The sequence below is a fragment of the Methanococcoides vulcani genome, assembly GCF_900111645.1.
Lineage (GTDB): Archaea > Halobacteriota > Methanosarcinia > Methanosarcinales > Methanosarcinaceae > Methanococcoides > Methanococcoides vulcani.
In genome coordinates, this window is sequence record NZ_FOHQ01000001.1 from 196435 (window position 1) to 214541 (window position 18107).

Annotated in this window: 15 protein-coding genes and 2 pseudogenes; 11 read left to right on the forward strand and 6 right to left on the reverse strand. The window is 45.0% G+C overall.

Features of this window, described 5'->3' with window-relative positions:
- Nucleotides 1-312: 312 nt before the first annotated feature.
- Nucleotides 313-672: a hypothetical protein gene (locus BMX02_RS11550; RefSeq protein ID WP_218138492.1), complete on the reverse strand. Its 360-nt coding sequence runs from the start codon at nucleotides 670-672 to the stop codon at nucleotides 313-315.
- A gap of 20 nt (nucleotides 673-692) precedes the next feature.
- Here BMX02_RS11550 and mttB point away from each other — a divergent pair.
- The 10 genes and pseudogenes from mttB to BMX02_RS01110 all read left to right on the forward strand — a co-directional run bounded on the left by mttB (nucleotide 693) and on the right by BMX02_RS01110 (nucleotide 10725).
- Nucleotides 693-2183 (forward strand): annotated as a pseudogene (mttB, locus tag BMX02_RS01070) ([trimethylamine--corrinoid protein] Co-methyltransferase).
- Nucleotides 2184-2224: 41 nt separating this feature from the next.
- Nucleotides 2225-2875, forward strand: coding sequence for a corrinoid protein (locus BMX02_RS01075; RefSeq protein ID WP_091688295.1), 651 nt, complete (start codon nucleotides 2225-2227; stop codon nucleotides 2873-2875).
- Nucleotides 2876-3004: 129 nt separating this feature from the next.
- Nucleotides 3005-4069 (forward strand): DMT family transporter, encoded by a 1065-nt coding sequence (locus BMX02_RS01080; RefSeq protein ID WP_091688297.1) that lies wholly within the window; start codon nucleotides 3005-3007, stop codon nucleotides 4067-4069.
- 1 nt (nucleotide 4070) lies between these two features.
- A complete protein-coding gene (locus BMX02_RS01085; protein ID WP_091688299.1) occupies nucleotides 4071-4367 on the forward strand; it encodes a hypothetical protein in 297 nt (98 codons plus the stop codon).
- A 12-nt stretch (nucleotides 4368-4379) separates the two neighbouring features.
- Nucleotides 4380-4538: a hypothetical protein gene (locus tag BMX02_RS11735; RefSeq protein WP_167879257.1), complete on the forward strand. Its 159-nt coding sequence runs from the start codon at nucleotides 4380-4382 to the stop codon at nucleotides 4536-4538.
- A 124-nt stretch (nucleotides 4539-4662) separates the two neighbouring features.
- Nucleotides 4663-5328: a dimethylamine corrinoid protein MtbC gene (gene mtbC / locus BMX02_RS01090; RefSeq protein ID WP_091688301.1), complete on the forward strand. Its 666-nt coding sequence runs from the start codon at nucleotides 4663-4665 to the stop codon at nucleotides 5326-5328.
- A 23-nt stretch (nucleotides 5329-5351) separates the two neighbouring features.
- A pseudogene (mtbB, locus tag BMX02_RS01095) lies at nucleotides 5352-6755 on the forward strand ([dimethylamine--corrinoid protein] Co-methyltransferase).
- Between the two features lie 201 nt (nucleotides 6756-6956).
- Nucleotides 6957-8789 (forward strand): cation:proton antiporter domain-containing protein, encoded by a 1833-nt coding sequence (locus tag BMX02_RS01100; protein ID WP_091688303.1) that lies wholly within the window; start codon nucleotides 6957-6959, stop codon nucleotides 8787-8789.
- Between the two features lie 106 nt (nucleotides 8790-8895).
- The gene (locus tag BMX02_RS01105; RefSeq protein WP_091688305.1) at nucleotides 8896-10158 is read left to right on the forward strand and encodes a replication protein A; all 1263 of its coding nucleotides are present in this window, start codon (nucleotides 8896-8898) and stop codon (nucleotides 10156-10158) included.
- Entirely contained in the window at nucleotides 10159-10725 is a 567-nt protein-coding gene (locus BMX02_RS01110; protein ID WP_091688307.1) for an RPA family protein, read from the forward strand.
- 360 nt (nucleotides 10726-11085) lie between these two features.
- Here the strand turns inward: BMX02_RS01110 and BMX02_RS01120 are convergent, their stop codons facing one another.
- From BMX02_RS01120 to BMX02_RS01130, 3 genes are read right to left on the reverse strand one after another with little or no spacing between them, the layout of a single operon-like run.
- A complete protein-coding gene (locus BMX02_RS01120) occupies nucleotides 11086-11616 on the reverse strand; it encodes a metallophosphoesterase family protein (protein WP_091688309.1) in 531 nt (176 codons plus the stop codon).
- A gap of 38 nt (nucleotides 11617-11654) precedes the next feature.
- Entirely contained in the window at nucleotides 11655-12443 is a 789-nt protein-coding gene (locus BMX02_RS01125) for a DUF7839 domain-containing protein (RefSeq protein WP_091688311.1), read from the reverse strand.
- Nucleotides 12440-12949, reverse strand: a complete 510-nt coding sequence (locus tag BMX02_RS01130) for an ArsR family transcriptional regulator (RefSeq protein ID WP_048195433.1) — start codon at nucleotides 12947-12949, stop codon at nucleotides 12440-12442. Before BMX02_RS01130 ends, BMX02_RS01125 begins: the two co-directional genes overlap by 4 nt.
- 239 nt (nucleotides 12950-13188) lie before the next feature.
- Between BMX02_RS01130 and BMX02_RS01135 the strand changes: the two genes are divergently transcribed.
- Nucleotides 13189-13797, forward strand: coding sequence for a hypothetical protein (locus BMX02_RS01135; RefSeq protein ID WP_091688313.1), 609 nt, complete (start codon nucleotides 13189-13191; stop codon nucleotides 13795-13797).
- Nucleotides 13798-13860: 63 nt separating this feature from the next.
- On the opposite strand, the gene leuS is transcribed toward BMX02_RS01135, so the two are convergent.
- Both leuS and thrC read right to left on the reverse strand, forming a co-directional pair.
- Nucleotides 13861-16743, reverse strand: a complete 2883-nt coding sequence (gene leuS / locus BMX02_RS01140; protein ID WP_091688315.1) for a leucine--tRNA ligase — start codon at nucleotides 16741-16743, stop codon at nucleotides 13861-13863.
- A 27-nt stretch (nucleotides 16744-16770) separates the two neighbouring features.
- Nucleotides 16771-17979, reverse strand: coding sequence for a threonine synthase (gene thrC / locus BMX02_RS01145; protein WP_091688317.1), 1209 nt, complete (start codon nucleotides 17977-17979; stop codon nucleotides 16771-16773).
- Between the last annotated feature and the right edge of the window lie 128 nt (nucleotides 17980-18107).

Below are 18107 nucleotides of genomic sequence, written 5' to 3' on the forward strand. Positions count from 1 at the left end.
CTTTAATATTATTGTACTGTAAATTGGCACATGTGTATATTCCAGTTATAGGGGCAACTTTTCTTGTGTTATTTTTTCCATATTCTTCATTTATTTATTATCGGGCTTTCATGTTTGTGTTTTTTAATTCAATCCGGCTATTTGTGTGCTATATAATTGGCGGGCAAATATGCTTGATTTGTCAGTATTATAAAAAAAAAGCAGGCTTCATATTCCCGAAAATTATCCTCATCCGGACATTGTATATGATATATTTTTTGATAACCAGACCAGTAAATATATATACGCGTGTTGAAAACAAGGTACTATCAGTTAAATCGAAGGTGTGTCTGACAACGGATGGTGGAACGACTCAGATAAACATCCTTTTGGCATGGATCTCTTGTAGATATTTGCCTGGGATGCAATGATGGGTTTCCACGGGATGTTGCAATACGCCATATGAAATGCTGTATTATGGATCTGCATGTATTCCTGCGGGATTGGCATTATGCTGCATGCATGAAACATTTTGCAGGGTTTCATTTCGAAACATTTAATGTTGGCATGACTGCATTCATCGTTTCGTCTGTGTGGCGATATGACCTTCATGGTCTGCTTTTGGATGCGATCTGTCAGTATTATGGTCAGTATCATTCGATTCGGATGACCTGACCTTACTAAAAAAAACAAATAAAGGAGTTGTAAAGAAAATGGTAGAAGGTTTTTACCCAGCTAGATTCCCACTTCAGGGTGTACAGTTAGAGTTGTTCTCCGATGATGATATGAGAGCTATCCACTACGCTTCAATGGAAGTATTCCTTAACCCTGGTATCCAGGTATCTGACCCAGAAGCAAGGGCAATCTTCAAGGAAGCTGGTTGTGAAGTCGACGAGAAGACCCAGATCGTAAAGATCCCGGAGTTCCTTGTGAACAGGGCACTCATTGACGCACCATCAAGGTTCCTGCTTTATGGTCGTGACAAGAAGAAGACCGTCGACATGGTACACAAAGGTAAGGTCCACTACATACCTTTCGGTACCGGTGTCAAGATGTGCAACTACGTCTCACCAGGCAAGTACGAGACAGTCGACTCTGTTGAGCAGGACATTACAGATACCGCAAAGGTCTGTGACTACCTCGATGGATTCAGCTACTTCTCACTTACCGTTTCCGCAAGGGACTGGGCAGGAAAGGGAGCACAGGATGTCCACGAGACCCTCACACCTCTCGCAGGCACTACCAAACACTTCCACCACATCGACCCTGTCGGTGAGAACGTCGAGTACTACAAGGGAATTGTCGACGCATACTATGGTGGCGACACTGAGGAAGCTCGCAAGAGGCCAATCATGTCCATGCTTCTCTGCCCAACCAGCCCACTCGAGCTCAGTGTGAACGCATGTCAGGTCATAATGAAAGGTGCAAACTTCGGTATGCCAGTGAACGTCCTGAGTATGGCAATGTCCGGTGGATCCTCCCCAGTATTCAGAGCAGGTACACTCGTTACACACAACGCAGAGATCCTCGCAGGTATCGTACTTGCACAGCTCGTTCAGCCAGGCGCATCAGTATTCTACGGTAGCTCAACCACAACCTTCGACCTGAGGAAAGGAACAGCTCCAGTCGGTGCACCAGAACTCGGTCTTATCAGCGCTGCAGTCGGTAAGATGGGTCAGTTCTATGGCCTCCCAACCTATGTTGCAGGTACCTAGGCAGATGCCAAGGTCCCAGACACACAGTCAGGCCACGAGAAGACAATGACCACCCTGCTCCCAGCATTCGCCGGATGTAACACCATCTACGGTGGAGGTATGCTCGAGCTCGGTATGACATTCTCCCTTGAGCAGTTCGTGATCGATAACGACATCATCAAGATGACAAGGTCCGCAATGCGCGGTGTCCCAGTATCAGACGAGACACTCGCTGTACCATCCATCCAGAAGGTCGGAATCGGTAACAACTTCCTTGCACACAAGGAAACCAGGAACAACCTCAATCTCGTATCTGCTCCAGATCTCTTTGACAGGGACATGTTCGGAGACTGGGAAGCAGCAGGTTCCAAGGATATTGCAACCGTCGCACACGAGAAGGTTGTTGACATCATGAAGAACCACGAGGTAAAGGCAATCGACGCTGACCTCTTAGCAGACATGCAGGCTGTAGTGGACAAGGCAGATGTTGACTTCAGAGCCAACATGTAAATTGTACAATAATAATTTACAAAATTAAAGGAGTTTTAAAAATGGTATCACAGGATGAAATTAACGCAAGAGCAAAAGCTGCAGTCATGGATTTCGATGACGAAGCAGTAGAAGAAATATGTGAAGAAGCAATCGAAGCAAAGGTCGATGTAGTATCCCTTATTCAGGACGGTCTTACCGCAGGTATGAACGAAGTGGGCGACCAGTTCGAGCAGGGCACTCTTTTCCTTCCACACGTCATTGCAGCATCCGAAGCAATGAGCGCTGGTGTCGCAGTACTTACCCCTGTCCTCGAGGCACAGGGCGGAGCTGTAAAATCCAAAGGAAAGATCGTCATCGGTACCATTGAGGGTGACATCCACTCCATCGGTAAGGACATTGTTGCAACAATGCTCAAGATCGCTGGATTCCAGGTCGTTGACCTCGGCAGAGATGTTGCAATCGCTACATACGTCGATGCAGTCAAGGAACACAAGCCACTTGTGATCGGTTCTTCTGCACTCATGACCACCACAATGGTCCTTCAGATGCAGATCGAAGAACAGCTCAAGGAAGCTGGCATCCGTGACACTGTCCTGACCATGGTCGGTGGCGCACCTGTCACACAGGACTGGGCAGACAAGATCGGCTCAGACATCTATGCTGAGAACGCAACAGACGCAGTCGTAAAATGTAACGCAGCTGCTGAGTAAATTTGCTTTGGAAGAGCAGTGGAGTGTTCGTAAGAACTCTTCACTGTAATTCTTTAAGCTGATCTATCTGTATATATTATAACTTGTGTCAATTATCATCATTATAAAAGAGTTGGAGGAGGAGTTATTTTGGACATAAGAGAGTTGAAGAAATTAGAAAATAAAAGGAAAATGAACAAGGGTTATATGTGGGCCCTTTTCTGTGCAATCTTATGGGGTATATGGTATATTCCAGGTACTATTATCTGGGCAGTACCTCCATTTGATGCAATGTGGATCACGATCGCAGATCCAACTGGTGCAGAATTATACGAAAATGCAACAGCTGCAACGCTTGTGGTTGCTGTGTTGATATCCGCATTCAATGCTCTGACCGTTATTATTGCACTTTTGGTATGGAATGGTGTACTTGGTAAGTTCGGTGAGATGAAGAGGACATTGAAAGAGTTCCACCCATGCAGTAAATGGTTCTTCCTTGCATCTATCTTTGGTGGACCTATCGCTATCCTTGGTTCATTTATCGCTATAGGATTTGTTGGAGCAGGATTCGCAGCAGTAGCTGCTTTGTTATACCCTGTGATCGGTTCAATCCTTGCTTACTACTGGTATGGTGAGAAGATAAGCAAGCGCGCAGCTCTTGGTATCTTTGTAATCATTGCTGGTGGTCTTACTATCTTCGTCGGTGGTGCAATCGCTGAGATACAGGCCGGTGACATCGCATGGATCGGATACATTGGCGGTCTGATGGCAGCATTAGGATGGGGTATTGAAGGCGCAATTGCCGGAAAAGGTCTTGACATCGCAGAACCTGATGTAGGTATTACACTCAGGTTCCTTGGTGAGAACCTTATCTGGTGGATAATCCTCGTACCTGCAGTCGCACTGGCTGGATATCCAATCTTCGAGTATGCAATCGCAGCATTCAACCCACTGTCAATAATGGTACTTGGATTTGCAGGTATCACATTTGGTTACTGCTATGTTTGCTGGTATAAATCATTCCCACTTGTTGGTGTTGGAAGAGGTCAGGGTATCGGAAACCTTTACGGTCTTTGTGCTGTGATCTTCATGTACCTGTTCCTTGCACAGGTGCCAGCATGGACAGTACTTGTCGGTGGTGCACTTTGTGTCCTCGGTAGTTTTGTAATGATCTCTGAAGAAACAGGTGAACTGGAATCTCTGAGAGGTGAGTAATATGGCTGGACAACGCCCAATAAAATTCAGGTTGCTTGAGCTATTCTCTGATGAGAAGGAGCACTGGAACAACGAGATCGTCACACAGATGCAGAAAGAATACAACATGAACAGCAACTTCGGCAGGGATTCGCTCAACTTCGATATCCTCGAGCTTGCTTCAGGTGGTATGCTCAAATCTGTAGAGTCAAAGGTCGATGAGGATGGTGTATACAAGAAAGGTTTCCTTTTGCACAAGTATGTCATCACTGATTTCGGAAAGGTTCGTGCATCCGATGCATGCCTGGAGTACGTATAAGGAGGTTTGAATATGGGAGTAATGAACGACTATATGGTAGGTTACTATGGCGAAGGCTTTGATATGACCATGGCCCCTGTACCAGCAGCAGAATACACCTGGATGATCGCGATCATCGTTATTGCTTTGGTCGCGTTGTGGCAGGCAAGGACATTTGTGTCCCAATTCTAAGGACGCAAAACACAAAATATATATATGTAGTTGGGCTTTTGGGTAAGCACCGGGCAATATTCCCGGTGCATATCCGCCAACTACATTTACATTTTCTATAAAATCCCTGTGGGATTATCATAGAATTGTTTTCAAAGGAGGTTTTAAAACGACAACAGAAGAATTATTCAAAGAACTATCCGATGCGGTAGTAAGTTGCAAGAAAGATGATGTAGTAGCTGCAGTAAACAAGGCAAAGGGCCAGGCTCCAGCAGTAGAACTTATCGACAACGGTCTCGCAGCAGGTATGAACCAAGTTGGTGTACTCTTCGAGAGAGGAAAACTCTTCCTTCCACACGTTATGATGGCAGCTGATGCAATGTCCGCTGGTGTTGAACTGCTTCAGGATGAGCTTGCATCTGGTGAAGGATCCGCTAAGCTCGGTGTTATTGTAAACGGTACCGTCGAGGGTGACGTTCACGACATCGGTAAGGCAATCGTATCAACCATGCTTCAGGCAGCAGGCTTTGAAGTCCACGATATTGGCAGGGACGTTCCACTCCAGAACTTCATCGACAAGATCAAGGAAACCAATGCTGATATGGTCGGTCTCTCCGCACTTATGACAACCACACTCCAGGGCCAGAAAGAAGTCATTGAGCTTCTCAAGGAGAACGGTATGAGAGATGATGTCAAGGTCATGGTCGGCGGTGCTCCAGCAACAGACGCATGGGCAAAGAAGATCGGTGCAGACTGCTATGCAGAAAATGCAAGTGAAGCTGTAGTAAAAGCAAAAGAACTCCTCTTATAAGTTCCTATAATTAAGGTGTAAACATGGCAACAGAATATTTCTTAAGAATGGGTGACGGCGCAAAGATCTTCATGAGCAAGGAAGACATCATGGCCGACATCGAAGCAGGTTGTGCTGACGCAGCAGACCTTGGTGACATCCCATCCCTTTCAGAAGATGAAATGGAGAAGATGCTCGATATCATCACATCTCCTGGCAGGATCGTTGGTGTGGAGCCAGGAATGGAAGTTCCGGTAACACACGACATCGGTGCGATCAGGATCGACGGTGACCAGGGTAACAGTGGTGTAGGTATTCCTGCAAGCAGACTCGTCGGTTCCATGATCCACGAGCGCGCATTCGGTGCAGACACAATGGAACTCGGTCACATCGACTACAGTTACAAGCCTGTCAAACCAGTCATCTCCCAGGAACAGCAGACAATGGAAGTTTGCCAGCAGAACATGGTCATTCCTATGCTCTACGGTGCAATGCCAAACATGGGTCTGTACTACACACCTGATGGTCCATTCGAGAACCCAGGTGACCTGATGAAAGCATTCAAGATCTCTGAAGCTCAGGAATCCATCAAGAGCGCTGGTGACCACGGTATTCGTGACATGGTCTGGATCATGCAGAGACTCCAGCACGTCGGTTGTGACGGTGTCAACTTCGATACTATCGGTGCAGCCGGTGACGGTGACATGTATGCATCACTTAATTCTATCGAAGCACTGAGGAAAGAATTCCCGAACATGTACATCAATGCAGGTATGGCAGGAGAACTCGTTCTCGGTATGCACGGTGAACTTGAGTATGACGGCACAGTACTGGCAGGTCTCTGGCCACACCAGCAGGTAGGACTTGCTGCAAAGGCAGGGGCAAACATCTTCGGTCCTGTATGTAACACCAACACCAGCAAGACCTCCGCATGGAACCTTGGTCGCTCAGTTACCTTCATGAAGTCAGCTGTTGAGGCATCTCCAATACCATGTCACGTAGATATGGGAATGGGTGTCGGCGGTATCCCAATGCTTGAGACCCCACCAATAGATGCAGTAACCAGGGCAAGCAAGGCAATGGTCGAGATCGCAGGCGTCGATGGTATATAGATCGGTGTCGGTGACCCACTCGGTATGCCAATTGCACACATCATGGCATCAGGTATGACCGGAATGAGAGCAGCTGGTGACCTTGTTGCAAGGATGCAGTTCTCCAAGAGCATGAGAATTGGTGACGCAAAGGACTTCGTATCAAAGAAGCTCGGTGTCTCAAACGCAGACCTTTCCGACGAGTACGTCATGAGGGAGATCAGAGAAGAGCTCGACATTGGTGTAATCACATCAGTTCCTGGATGCGCAAAAGGTATTGCAGCTAAGATGAACATCGAGAAACTTCTCGGTATCAACATCAACTGCTGTGACAAGTTCAGGGAAACCATCGCATAAATTCAATAAACAGACCCGGGGTTTACCCGGTCTGTATTTCTTTTTTTACTAAGTATATTAAGACCATTCTATAGGTCTGTCAATTTTATAATGTGACCTCAATTAGGGTCAGGTTTTGAAAAACAATTTATATTTTAATTGCGTTATCTCCACAATGTTATTTTGGTATGCGTATAATAACGTACATTCTGGAGATTGATCGTGGAATCTATATATTTGTTGCAGATCGTACTTGCTGTTCTGGTAATGAGTCTGCTGGCCCAAAGCCTGAGCAAATTGTTCAAGATGCCTGTTCTTATCTTCCTGCTGGTTGAAGGTATTATCATAGGGCCTGAAGTTCTTGGTATACTGGACCCGGCACTTCTTGGTGAAGGTCTGACAGCGATCGTTTCATTATCTGTGGCAGTGATCGTATTTGATGGTGGACTCCACATCGATGTGAAGTCTATAAGGTCTATCCATCAGGGTGTGCTTAGTCTTGTTACGGTGGGTGTGATGATCACATTCATCTGTGCAACATTTTTCACCTACTATATAGTTGGCCTTCCACTGGAGATATCTGCTGTATTCGGAGCATTGGTCACTGCAACGGGACCAACTGTGATAACTCCTGTTGTGAGGCAGGTGCGTGTAAACCACAGGGTCAGCAAAGCGCTTGAACTTGAAGGAGTGCTTAATGATGCCGTGAGTGTTATCCTGGCTGCACTTGTGTTCGAGGTAATTATTTCCCAGCTTTCAGGCTTTGAAGTTGTGGGCTTTTTGCTCTACAGGGCTATGATAGGGCTTACTATGGGTGTGGCAAGTGGCTTTTTGCTAACTCGCTTTTTGTCAAGTTCCGTCCTTTCTGAGCAAGTGGTCCGTATTGTGACATTTACATCCGTGATCGCAACTTTTGTCATAGCTGAATCATTAGGTGCTGAATCAGGAATTCTTGCAGTAGCGCTGTTCGGTATTATTGTAGGTACTTCTAACATTCCTCACAAACCCGTGCTGAAGGAATTCAAATCAGACCTTGTGGCCATGATGCTATCATTGATATTCATTCTCCTGGCTGCAATGCTGAAGTTCGAGGACATCTTTAGGATTGGAGCTGTCGGGATCATTGTTGTATTGCTGCTGATATTCTTTGTCAGGCCGCTTTCCGTGTTTGCCAGTACTGCAAGGACAACTTTCAGGACAAAGGAAAAACTGTTCATTTCATTTGTAGGGCCACGAGGTGTTGTTCCTGCATCGATCGCAACCTATTTCGCAATTAAGCTCAATGGCCTGAATATAACAGGTGGTCAGGAACTTGTTGGTCTGGTATTCTTAACTGTAATTATTACTGTGTTCATGACAGGTTTCCTGTCAAAACATGTGGCTAGATTTTTAGGAGTGATACCTATGGAAATTCTTGTAGTAGGTGGAGGGGAGGTCGGAAGGATCCTCTCTGAAAGGTTTGAAAAGAGGGGTGAAAATGTTGTTGTTATTGAATCCTCTGAAGAGAACTGCCAGCGTTTGATGAGATCCGGAATACGCGTGGTTCATGGGGATGCCGAAGATGTTAATGTGCTTAAGAAAGCAGGTATCGAAAATGCAAAGTATTTCATTGCAAGTACTGATCAGGACAATACTAACCTTCTGGTCTGCCAGATAGCCAAGACCAAGTTCGGTTTCAAGGAAGGTCAGATCATTGCAAGGGTCAACAACATGGAGAACCTTCATGCGTTCTGGGATCTTGAGATCCGTGCCATGAGTCCGGCCATGAGTACCGCTCTTTTCCTTGACAATATGGTTGGAAGACCACATATGTTCTCGATGTGTGAGGTAGGGGAAGGCGGTGACATCCTTGAGGTCAAGGTCACGAACCCAAAGATTGCCGGTAAGGCCATCAAAGAGCTATCACTTCCTGAGGATAGCCTTTTGTTGATGGTAAGAAGAGGTGATGAGTCATTCATCGCAAACGGAAACCTTGTACTGGAGTTCGATGATATGGTCACGGTCATAGGCGAAGGGGATGCTGCAAAGATCGTTGCAGACCTGTTGGGCAGATAAGTAAGGTGAATACTTTCACCTTGCTAACTTTACTTTTATATAGTTATGAGGTATAACTTGACTTGCCTCTCTAATCAGATACAAACAAGAGGCTTGAGGAATTAATATGGATAAGACAGCAGAGAATATCAAGAACAGATTTTTGGAACTTGGTGTAGAAATACCCATTGAGAACATTACTGAGAGACTTGACAAACTTGTCACAAAGTTCAAGGTTCCTGTGGACGAAGCCCGCAGGAGTGTTATAGCATATTTCTTAAAAGAATACAATATTGACAGGAATGATTTTTTCACAGGTCAGGCATCAACACCTCTTGTAAAGATCAATGAGGTCAACGAGGGTGGTAAATGGGTGAACATCAGGGGGAAGGTCGTGCAGCTCTGGGACAGCACCCATGAATCCGTATCTCAGGTAGGCCTTATAGGCGATGATACCGGAACGACCAAATTCATTAAGTGGGCACGCGACGATGTCCCTGATGTCCAGGAAGGTAAAAACTACCAGTTCAACAATGTTGTCATCAATGAGTGGAACGGAAGGTTCGAGATAACGCTTAACAAGAACACTGTTATCGAAGAGATATCTGAGGATATCGATGTGGCATCCACTGCACTGTCTTCTCCGGGAGATGGCCAGCCTGCACCTATGGTAAGTGTTGCTGATATTACCGAAGATGGTAAGTGGATCTCCCTGAAGGTAAGGGTGTCACAGCTCTGGGACAATACTCATGAATCCATATCTCAGGTCGGTCTGATAGGAGATGGAACCGGTACCATCAAATTCATAAAGTGGACAAGTGCTGGTCTTCCGGATATCGAGGAAGAGAAAAGCTATCTTTTCAACAACGTGGTTGCTCAGGAATGGAATGACCGATTTGAAGTTACCCTTAACAAGAACAGTACAATAGAGGAGCTTGATGAGGAAGTGGATATCGGCACATCTTCTGTTACTTTTAGTGGTGTAATGGTGGATGTTCAGTCCGGATCAGGTCTGATAAAACGCTGTCCTACATGCAACAGGGCATTGACCAAAGGGGCATGTATGGAACATGGCAAAGTAGATGGCGTTTATGATCTTCGTATCAAAGCGGTTCTTGATGACGGGAACATTGCCCAGGAAGCACTTCTAAAGAGGGAGCTTGCGGAACAGATATCTGATATGACCCTCGACGATGCGATCTCCATGGCAGCAGATGCTCTTGATCAGGGTGTTGTTCTTGATCAGATGAAACTCAAGCTTCTCGGAAAATATTTCATTGTCACAGGTTCCAGGATGGATCGCTATATTCTGGTTGATTCTATCGAGCAGCAGGCGGAGTTGAGCCCGGAAACGATCGATGAACTTATTTCAGAGGCGGAGGTGTTGTAAATGGCTGGATATGTAAGAGAAGTTTCACGCCGAATTTTTGCACAGGAGTTCAGGGAATCCAATTTGACATTCAAGGATGGCGATGATCAATATTCTCCACAGTATCTGTTAACACCCACAGGTGCAAAAGTAAATCGTCTCTTTATTGTGGGAACACTTATTGAAAAAGAAGATATCGGCACCGATTCCGAATATTGGAGAGGGCGAGTGTCAGATCCCACAGGATCCTTCATGATATATGCCGGACAGTATCAACCCGAGGCAGCACAGTTCCTTGCGGAATGTGAAACACCTGCCTTTGTAGCCATTGTGGGAAAACCAAGTACATATACGACAGCAGAAGGCACGGTCCTGACATCTGTCAGACCTGAATCCATTTCCCTGGTAGATGGTGCTACACGTGATCTATGGGTTGCAGACACTGCAAAAAGAACACTTGAACGTATCAAAGACCTTGATAGTATGGATCCAAATGTTATCAAGGCAAAAGAGCACTATGGTGCTGATAATACACAATATTCTTCAATGGTAAAGGAAGCCCTGAGATCATTGAAAGAAGATATTTGATCTGTATTTTGATATGTATTACTGCACATTACGTGCAGTAGCTATCTTTTTTTAACCACAAAAATGATAAGGAAGTCTATCTTTGTTATTGATTGGGTAATAATGAAGACATACCTATTGATATGGTTCAGCAGTAATGGTACCAGTCCTTCAGATGTCAATAGAAGATCGATGTCAATGGGTTTCAAACCAATTCAGGGGGCATATGATTATGTCTATGATCGGAGCAACAACGTTGATCTTGATGAGATATTGAGGTTTGGGGACAAGGTCCACTTAAATCTTCATGATACAGGTAAATGTTCAAGATCGAAACTATTAATGGGGCGGATGAATAAACAGGAATTTCCCATCTTCTTTTTACTTCATACCTTCAAGCTTACGGGAGAAATCAATAAATCCGCATGAATGTCCCTCTATCTCCACTATCTCTGCAGAGATCTTACCATTATCAACGTTTATCTCTACTATGGAAGGGTCAGACATACGGGGATTCGTAGGTGATCCCGGGCAGATAAGTATCACATCGCTTGTTTCCACCAGTGGCCTGTGGATATGGCCAAATATCAAAACATCCACTCCCATCTCGAGTGCAAGATAGCGTAATGGGGTGGTATCCATAATTGATAGGGCTCCTTCATGTACAAGACCTATTTTGACACCATCAGCATTAAATACCAATTTTTCAGGCAATAGCTCTTTTAGTTCGCTATCATCAGAATTCCCATGGACTGCTTTGAGCTTGCCAGTATCGGCAAAGGCCTGGTAACATTCCATAGTTGTAAAATCGCCTGCATGGGCTATTATATCACAGTCATCAAGAAGGGCTTTGAATGTGGGGGGGATCTTCCCTCTCGTAAGGTGGGTATCAGAAAGAGCAATTATCTTCATATCGATCCCTTATCTATTCATAACCTGCTGTTGCCAGTTCACTGCAGGTTAAGGTCAACCAATTCGTAATCCAGATTTTCCATTTCCAATCTGCTCATGATCTGGGGTACTTCTTCATCAATAGCAAGCACAAGAGATGATAATCCGTGGAAAGCTGCTTCAACAACGGATTCTTTAGCTCCGTACATGACATCAGGGACAATGTCGATCTTCTTCAACGCAACAAGGGATTCGACGCCTATCGCTGCTATATAGGATTTTGAACTGGCAAGTTTTTGTAACCTCTCCAGGTCAACATTGCGTGATCCTCCACGTTCACTACGTGGAACCTTGCAGACCGTAATACTGGCATTTTCAAGATCGATCATGCCTAAAAGGTTGGTGACGCCCACATCATCGCCTTTCTCAGCAGCAGATATGGTCATGCCCGTTGCACCGGTTTCAATACTTTTGCTCACATAAAGCAATCCGCTTCTCATCTGAAGATATACATTTTCCCCTTTTTCAATATCTTCATCCGCGATAGCTGTCCATGTAGAAACATGACTGATGATGTCACTCATGACAAAATTAGCATAACGTTTCATATCAGCGGCATTTTCCAGTACCCATTCCACACCCTTTTTCGTGATCCGATACCTTACCCTTCCATCTGAATAAATGAAACCTTCGGCTGTAAGGTCTTTGATATATTCAGATACAGCTTGTGGTGTCACACCGATCTTTTCAGCAATTTCTTTTTGACGAACGTTAGGCTGATGAGCAGCAACTTCTGTCAGGATCTGGAATTTAGTGATGCCGCTTTTGCTTTGGAGAATATCTATCATTCAGTTTCCTCATTGATCTTGAGTCTTTGTCCCATAACAGTGAGTTTAGGTGACCTTCTTGCTAAAGAACGAACATATATTGGACTTTTGTTCATTGCACGTGTCAAGCTGCTCATTGAGTGATTGCCCTTTTCCACAAGTTCTTCCAGTTCCTCGATCATGTCTTTTATTTCTTCATAAGGATGGAATGTGAGCATTATAATTTCGCTTAGATCTTCAAAAGAACACTGGAAATTTGTCTGCACTTTGGAATAGGATGAATGGTACTCCTTTTCAGGTTTTTTACCCGGTTCTGGCATATGCCACTGGCTTTCGAGCAAGCCACATTCTTTCAATATTGTGATACTTTCAGAAACATCACAACCCATTTTTTCTTCCAGGTCTCCTTTTGTCATCCATTCAACCAAAAGAAGATTGAAGACCTGTTTATGTTGTCCTGACTGAAAGGTTTGGAGAAGGGGAACTAGTTCTGAGGGATCATTTATAATTCGAGTCCTTTTGGGCATCATTAATACCTCTTATTAGGGTACGTAGGGGGGATAATACAATATGATAGATATGAATCCAGTTCGATTGTTAACTTAGCTTTGGTACATATGCAACTCTAACTAAATAAATGTGTTGTGGCAAGGTTGTTTACAGGCCGGATCTTTTGTTGTTATAGGATGCTTTTGTTGGTAATTCCACATCATTTTAATTGACCGATACATTTATCCAACTTTGTTATCAATATTGGTTAGATATTATGTCTGAAGACCTCTACGCGAAGATATGCAGAATACTTGAAAAGAAGCAATTGTCCATCAGTGGGATCAGCAGGGAGCTGAAAGCAGAGGGTTTTGATGAGCATCGCCTTATTCTGACAGGTTATCTTCGTGCACTGAGGGATATGCACAAGCTCAATGAGGTGGAAATACCTCCATCAAAGATATATGTGTGTGTAGAAGGGTCTGAAACATTGGATAATGATATTTATTCCCTGATGGCCAAACATCTTCATGCACTTGATCCGGATGCTCGTTTTCCGGCAGCAGTTTGCATCTTATCCTCCATATTTGAGAGACCTGTCTTTAAGGAAGAGCTAAAGATGATGGGGATCAATGATTCGCATATAAGGAATTATCGTCGTTCTCTGTTAATTGTCAAAGAAACAACCGGGAAGGACATTCGTGATCTTCGAAGGTCTATTACAAGGATACGGGTCCCTGATCCGGATCCTGCATATGAAGCGGACAAAGATTCAGCCACAGACGAGTTCATTGCACTGAAAGGTTCTGTTCTCATTGCACTGACAAAGGACATGTCCGATCTGAGCGGCCTTATACCTAAGACCAAACAGGTAACTCTTATCTAAGTGGATCTTCTCTGTGAGTCGTTCTGTAAAAATTAATAGTGGTGAAAGGATGCCCCTTTCACCTTATTCCAGATAGATCGCTGGCCTTAATGGGAAAGCGAACCTTGCTTTGTTCTCGGGATCATATTCTGCATTGTCAGCTGAATATACTTCTACCGGGCATCCTATCTCCTTTTCAAAGAAATCGATGTTCTCTTCAAGAGCGATCTTCTCATCAAGATCAAAGTTTATCAGTGTGTTGAACGTATCCTCACTCATGGATGTGATGTCTGCAACAAGTTTCTGTGCAAATTTAGACACTTCTTTTCCATAGCGTCTCATTTCCGGATCGCTCATTAATCCTTTTATCAATGCACCGGGGTTAAGTGAGCCTTCCTTCTGCATTGAGAGTGCTGTCTTGAAGGCGTTTGTTTTCCATTCAGGTGCTGTGTAAAGGATAGCTTTCTGCGGGGTGAGCTTTGTAACCCTTATGATCTCGTCAACATCTGATAGTGTGCTGCCGATGAGTTCTTCTGCAAACTCAGCACGGTTGTCGACAAGTGTTTCATCATATACCGGATATGCTGCAAGAGAAACCATGTTGTCCTTGCCCATTGCTTCCCATATTTCTTCACAGACGTGAGGTGTGAACGGTGCCATAAGGCGTACCCATGTCTCAAGCACATCGTAGAGAAGTATGCTTCCACCACGCTTCTGATACCACTTCAGATCATTGAGCAGCAGGAAGAACGAGTTCTGCAATGCATGTCTTGTCCTTATGGTATCCAGGGCTTCGTTCGTCTCAAGGATGCGCTGTTGCAGTCTGCTCAGCATCCACCTGTCGATACCTTTCATGTCACTGCCAATGCCTGAGGTTGCACCGGACCCAATGATGTCCTTTGCAAGTTTGTAGTACCTGTCGATCTGCTTTCTTGCGGATTCTATACCGCTGTTCTTCCAGTCAGCATCCTGCATCTGTTCAGCACTGGACAGGATGTACATCCTGGATATGTCTGCACCATAGTTGGTTATCGCGTCATTAAGGGTAAGCAAAGGTCCCTTGGACTTGCTCATCTTCTTCCCTTCCAGTGATACAAAGCCGTTGATCGCGATTGCACGGGGCCATTTATCCTCGTCGAAGATCGCAACATGGTGGAACAGGAAGAACAGAAGGTGGTTTGGTATCAGGTCTTTACCTGATGATCTCAGGTCAACAGGATACCAGTATTCGAAATCATTGCGGATCTGCTCAAGGATATCTGAACTGACACCACTCTGTGCCTCAGCATCCTCAACAGTTCCTTTTCCAAGAAGAACATAGTCGAAGAGTGCAGGAACCAACTGTTCCGTTCCAATGCCTTCTGCTATGAACTTGGCAACAATGTAGTAGGACATGTAGATGGTGGAATCTCCGAGGGATTCGATAAGCCAGTCCTTGTCAAATGGCAAAAGTGTACCAAGGCCTTTCTTCCTGGCGCATGCTTTGTCCTTGAGCCAGTCGACCTTATTATTGAACTCGACCCTTAGTTCCTCAGGGATGATGTCCATGTTCTCGATGCAACGGTATACCTTATCCTTCCACTCCGGACTGGAATAGTTCAGGAACCACTGTCCTTTGACCATGTTGACAACACAGGGAGTTCCACAGCGACAGACAACAGGCTCGCTGAACTCATAGAACACTTCCCCAAGTCCCTGCTCGATCAGGTCTCTTGTAAGTACATCCTTGATCTTGGAGACTGCCATTCCCGCATACTTTCCGGTGTTCTCTTTGAGGATACCACCGTGGAACTCACGGCGATAGACTACCTTTGTTGCTTCCTCTGCTTTAGGGTCTTTTTGGTCCTTGACATTGAACTGTTCCACAGCTTCTATAGCTGGAAGTTCCCCGAACTCGGGGACCTTGATAAGTGAAATGAACTTAATGTCACGAAGGTCTTCTGTAATGCCATATTCGCTGAGGTCCTTGTCGTAAAGGTCACGTACAGCGAGATAATCGTAAGGTGCATGTGATGGTACACTCATGACGATACCGCTTCCGTTCTCACCCTTAACAAAGGATGCCGGAAGGGTGATGATCTCTGCTCCTGTCAGCGGGTTCTTCACTTTGATGCCGATAAGTGACTTTGCATCCACATCTTCAATGAACTCGACTTCCCTGTCAGTAAATGTGAGCTTGTGGTATGCTTCCTTGCTGACGACCCAGAACTCTTCCCTGCCTTCGAATGTGACCTTGATCTTGACATGTTCCAGATCAGGATTGATCCAGAGATTCGTTACACCGAAGGTTGTTTCAGGCCTGAGGGTGGCACAGGGCAGTACAATATCGTCGTACTTGAACTTGATAAGGGTATAATCGACAATTGTTGCTTCTTCACCGTGGAGAATGTCATGATCTTCCACAGGGTTGTTGTCATTTGGACACCATTTTACAGGGTGGGAACCCTTTACGATCAGGTCCTTTTCGTATAAGAGGTTGAACTGCCATTCAATGAACTTCTTGTAAGTTGGATCGGTGGTCGTGAACTTGCGTCTCCAGTCAACAGAATAACCTATGGAACGCATGGATCTCTCAGCTTCCACGCTGAAGTATTCCACGATCTTCTCAGGGGTGTCAAGTCCCGTTAATGTTTCCATTGGTATGCCGTGGAACTGGGAATAGACCTTCATGGTCTGAGGGTCCTGGTTCTGTATAAGTTCAGCAAGCCCGACTATAGGTGTTCCTGTTACATGGAATCCCATTGGGTACAGGACATTATATCCATGCATCCTCTTGTGCCTTGCAACAACATCTCCGATGGTGAATGTTCTTGTATGTCCTGCATGCAGGTTCCCGTTCAGGTAAGGGTATGGGATGGTTATGAAGAACTTTTCGCGTTCATCTGGTTCAGCTTCAAATACACCGCTTTCCTTCCATTTTTGCTGCCATTTCTGTTCGATATCACGTGAAATATAATCTTGTTGCATGAATAACACCGTTCCAACAATTTTTTATCATTTGGAGAAAACCGCTTTGCGGACAGCTTCAATATTAGCATCCACTGTAATTGGTTCTGCAGATATATTAATAACTTCTTCAGGGTCCTTTAGCAGGTGACCTGTTGTAACACAAACAACCGTTTCATCACGACCAATGATGCCTGAATCTACAAGTTTTTTAAGTCCTGCCACAGAAGTTGCACTCGCAGGTTCGACGCCAATCCCCTCAAGCTGTGCAAGATCCTTTTGTGCCTGTACAAGTTCTTCGTCGGACACTGCTTCAGAATTACCGCCTGACTCATAGATCGCCCTTAAGGCCTTTTTTGCATTGACCGGGTTGCCTATGCGTATTGCCGTTGCAATGGTCTCCGGGTTCTTTTCAGGAACAATCTCTTCAGCGCCTTTTTTGAATGCTTTTGTGACCGGGCAGGCTCCTTCGGCCTGGATTCCAGTCATTTTCGGGATGCTTTCAGTGACCCCAAGTTTCATGAACTCCTTGAAGCCCTTGTAGATAGCAGCAACATTTCCTGCATTACCTACCGGAACAACGACCCTGTCAGGAACATTGAAACCAAGCTGGTCAATGATCTCATGTCCAATGGTCTTCTGGCCTTCAAGTCTGTATGGATTAATAGAATTGAGCAGGTAGATCTTCTCTTCATCACAAAGCTGACGTACAAGGACCACCGCCTCGTCGAAATTTCCTCTGATGCTTAAGATCTTTGCACCATGTATCAATGCCTGTGCTACCTTTCCAAGAGCTACCTTTCCTTCCGGAAGCAATACTATAACAGGCAGACCTGCTTTAGCACCATAGGTGGAAAGGGATGCAGATGTGTTCCCTGTGGATGCACATGCCAATGTTTTCATCCCCAGCTCGATTGCCTTTGAAACTCCGACAGTCATTCCACGGTCCTTGAAAGAGCCGCTTGGATTCAGCCCTTCATGTTTGACGTACAGCTCCTTGATCCCGATCTTCTCAGCAAGGCGATCGCAACGGTAGAGTGGTGTGCCACCTTCATGAATGCTGACATGGTTTGCCTCAATAGGCAACAATGCACTGTATTTCCAGACAGATGGTGCTTCTGTTCGGAGCTTTTGCATATCGAGCTCAATAGTAGAATAGTCATAGATTACATCGAGCAACCCGCCACATTTGCAGGTATAGATGACTTCTGACTTTGTATACTTTTGACCGCATTCTATGCATTCCAGATGGTACATCAAAGGTCTCCTCAAAATAAGGGCATCAATGGTCTCATTACAGTGTCTGATTATAATGTGTTTAATAAATGACAACCTAAATAAAAGAAGCGGAATGAACGTTCAGCTTTGGGAAATGTTCTTTTCAT

Excerpts from the sequence above, each read along its gene's own strand:
- BMX02_RS01075 (WP_091688295.1), top strand. The coding sequence starts at position 2,225 with ATGGTATCACAGGATGAAATTAACGCAAGAGCAAAAGCTGCAGTCATG.
- BMX02_RS01085 (WP_091688299.1), top strand. The coding sequence starts at position 4,071 with ATGGCTGGACAACGCCCAATAAAATTCAGGTTGCTTGAGCTATTCTCT.
- BMX02_RS11735 (WP_167879257.1), top strand. The coding sequence starts at position 4,380 with ATGGGAGTAATGAACGACTATATGGTAGGTTACTATGGCGAAGGCTTT.
- BMX02_RS01105 (WP_091688305.1), top strand. The coding sequence starts at position 8,896 with ATGGATAAGACAGCAGAGAATATCAAGAACAGATTTTTGGAACTTGGT.
- BMX02_RS01110 (WP_091688307.1), top strand. The coding sequence starts at position 10,159 with ATGGCTGGATATGTAAGAGAAGTTTCACGCCGAATTTTTGCACAGGAG.
- BMX02_RS01120 (WP_091688309.1), bottom strand. The coding sequence starts at position 11,616 with ATGAAGATAATTGCTCTTTCTGATACCCACCTTACGAGAGGGAAGATC.
- BMX02_RS01125 (WP_091688311.1), bottom strand. The coding sequence starts at position 12,443 with ATGATAGATATTCTCCAAAGCAAAAGCGGCATCACTAAATTCCAGATC.
- BMX02_RS01130 (WP_048195433.1), bottom strand. The coding sequence starts at position 12,949 with ATGCCCAAAAGGACTCGAATTATAAATGATCCCTCAGAACTAGTTCCC.
- BMX02_RS01135 (WP_091688313.1), top strand. The coding sequence starts at position 13,189 with ATGTCTGAAGACCTCTACGCGAAGATATGCAGAATACTTGAAAAGAAG.
- leuS (WP_091688315.1), bottom strand. The coding sequence starts at position 16,743 with ATGCAACAAGATTATATTTCACGTGATATCGAACAGAAATGGCAGCAA.
- thrC (WP_091688317.1), bottom strand. The coding sequence starts at position 17,979 with ATGTACCATCTGGAATGCATAGAATGCGGTCAAAAGTATACAAAGTCA.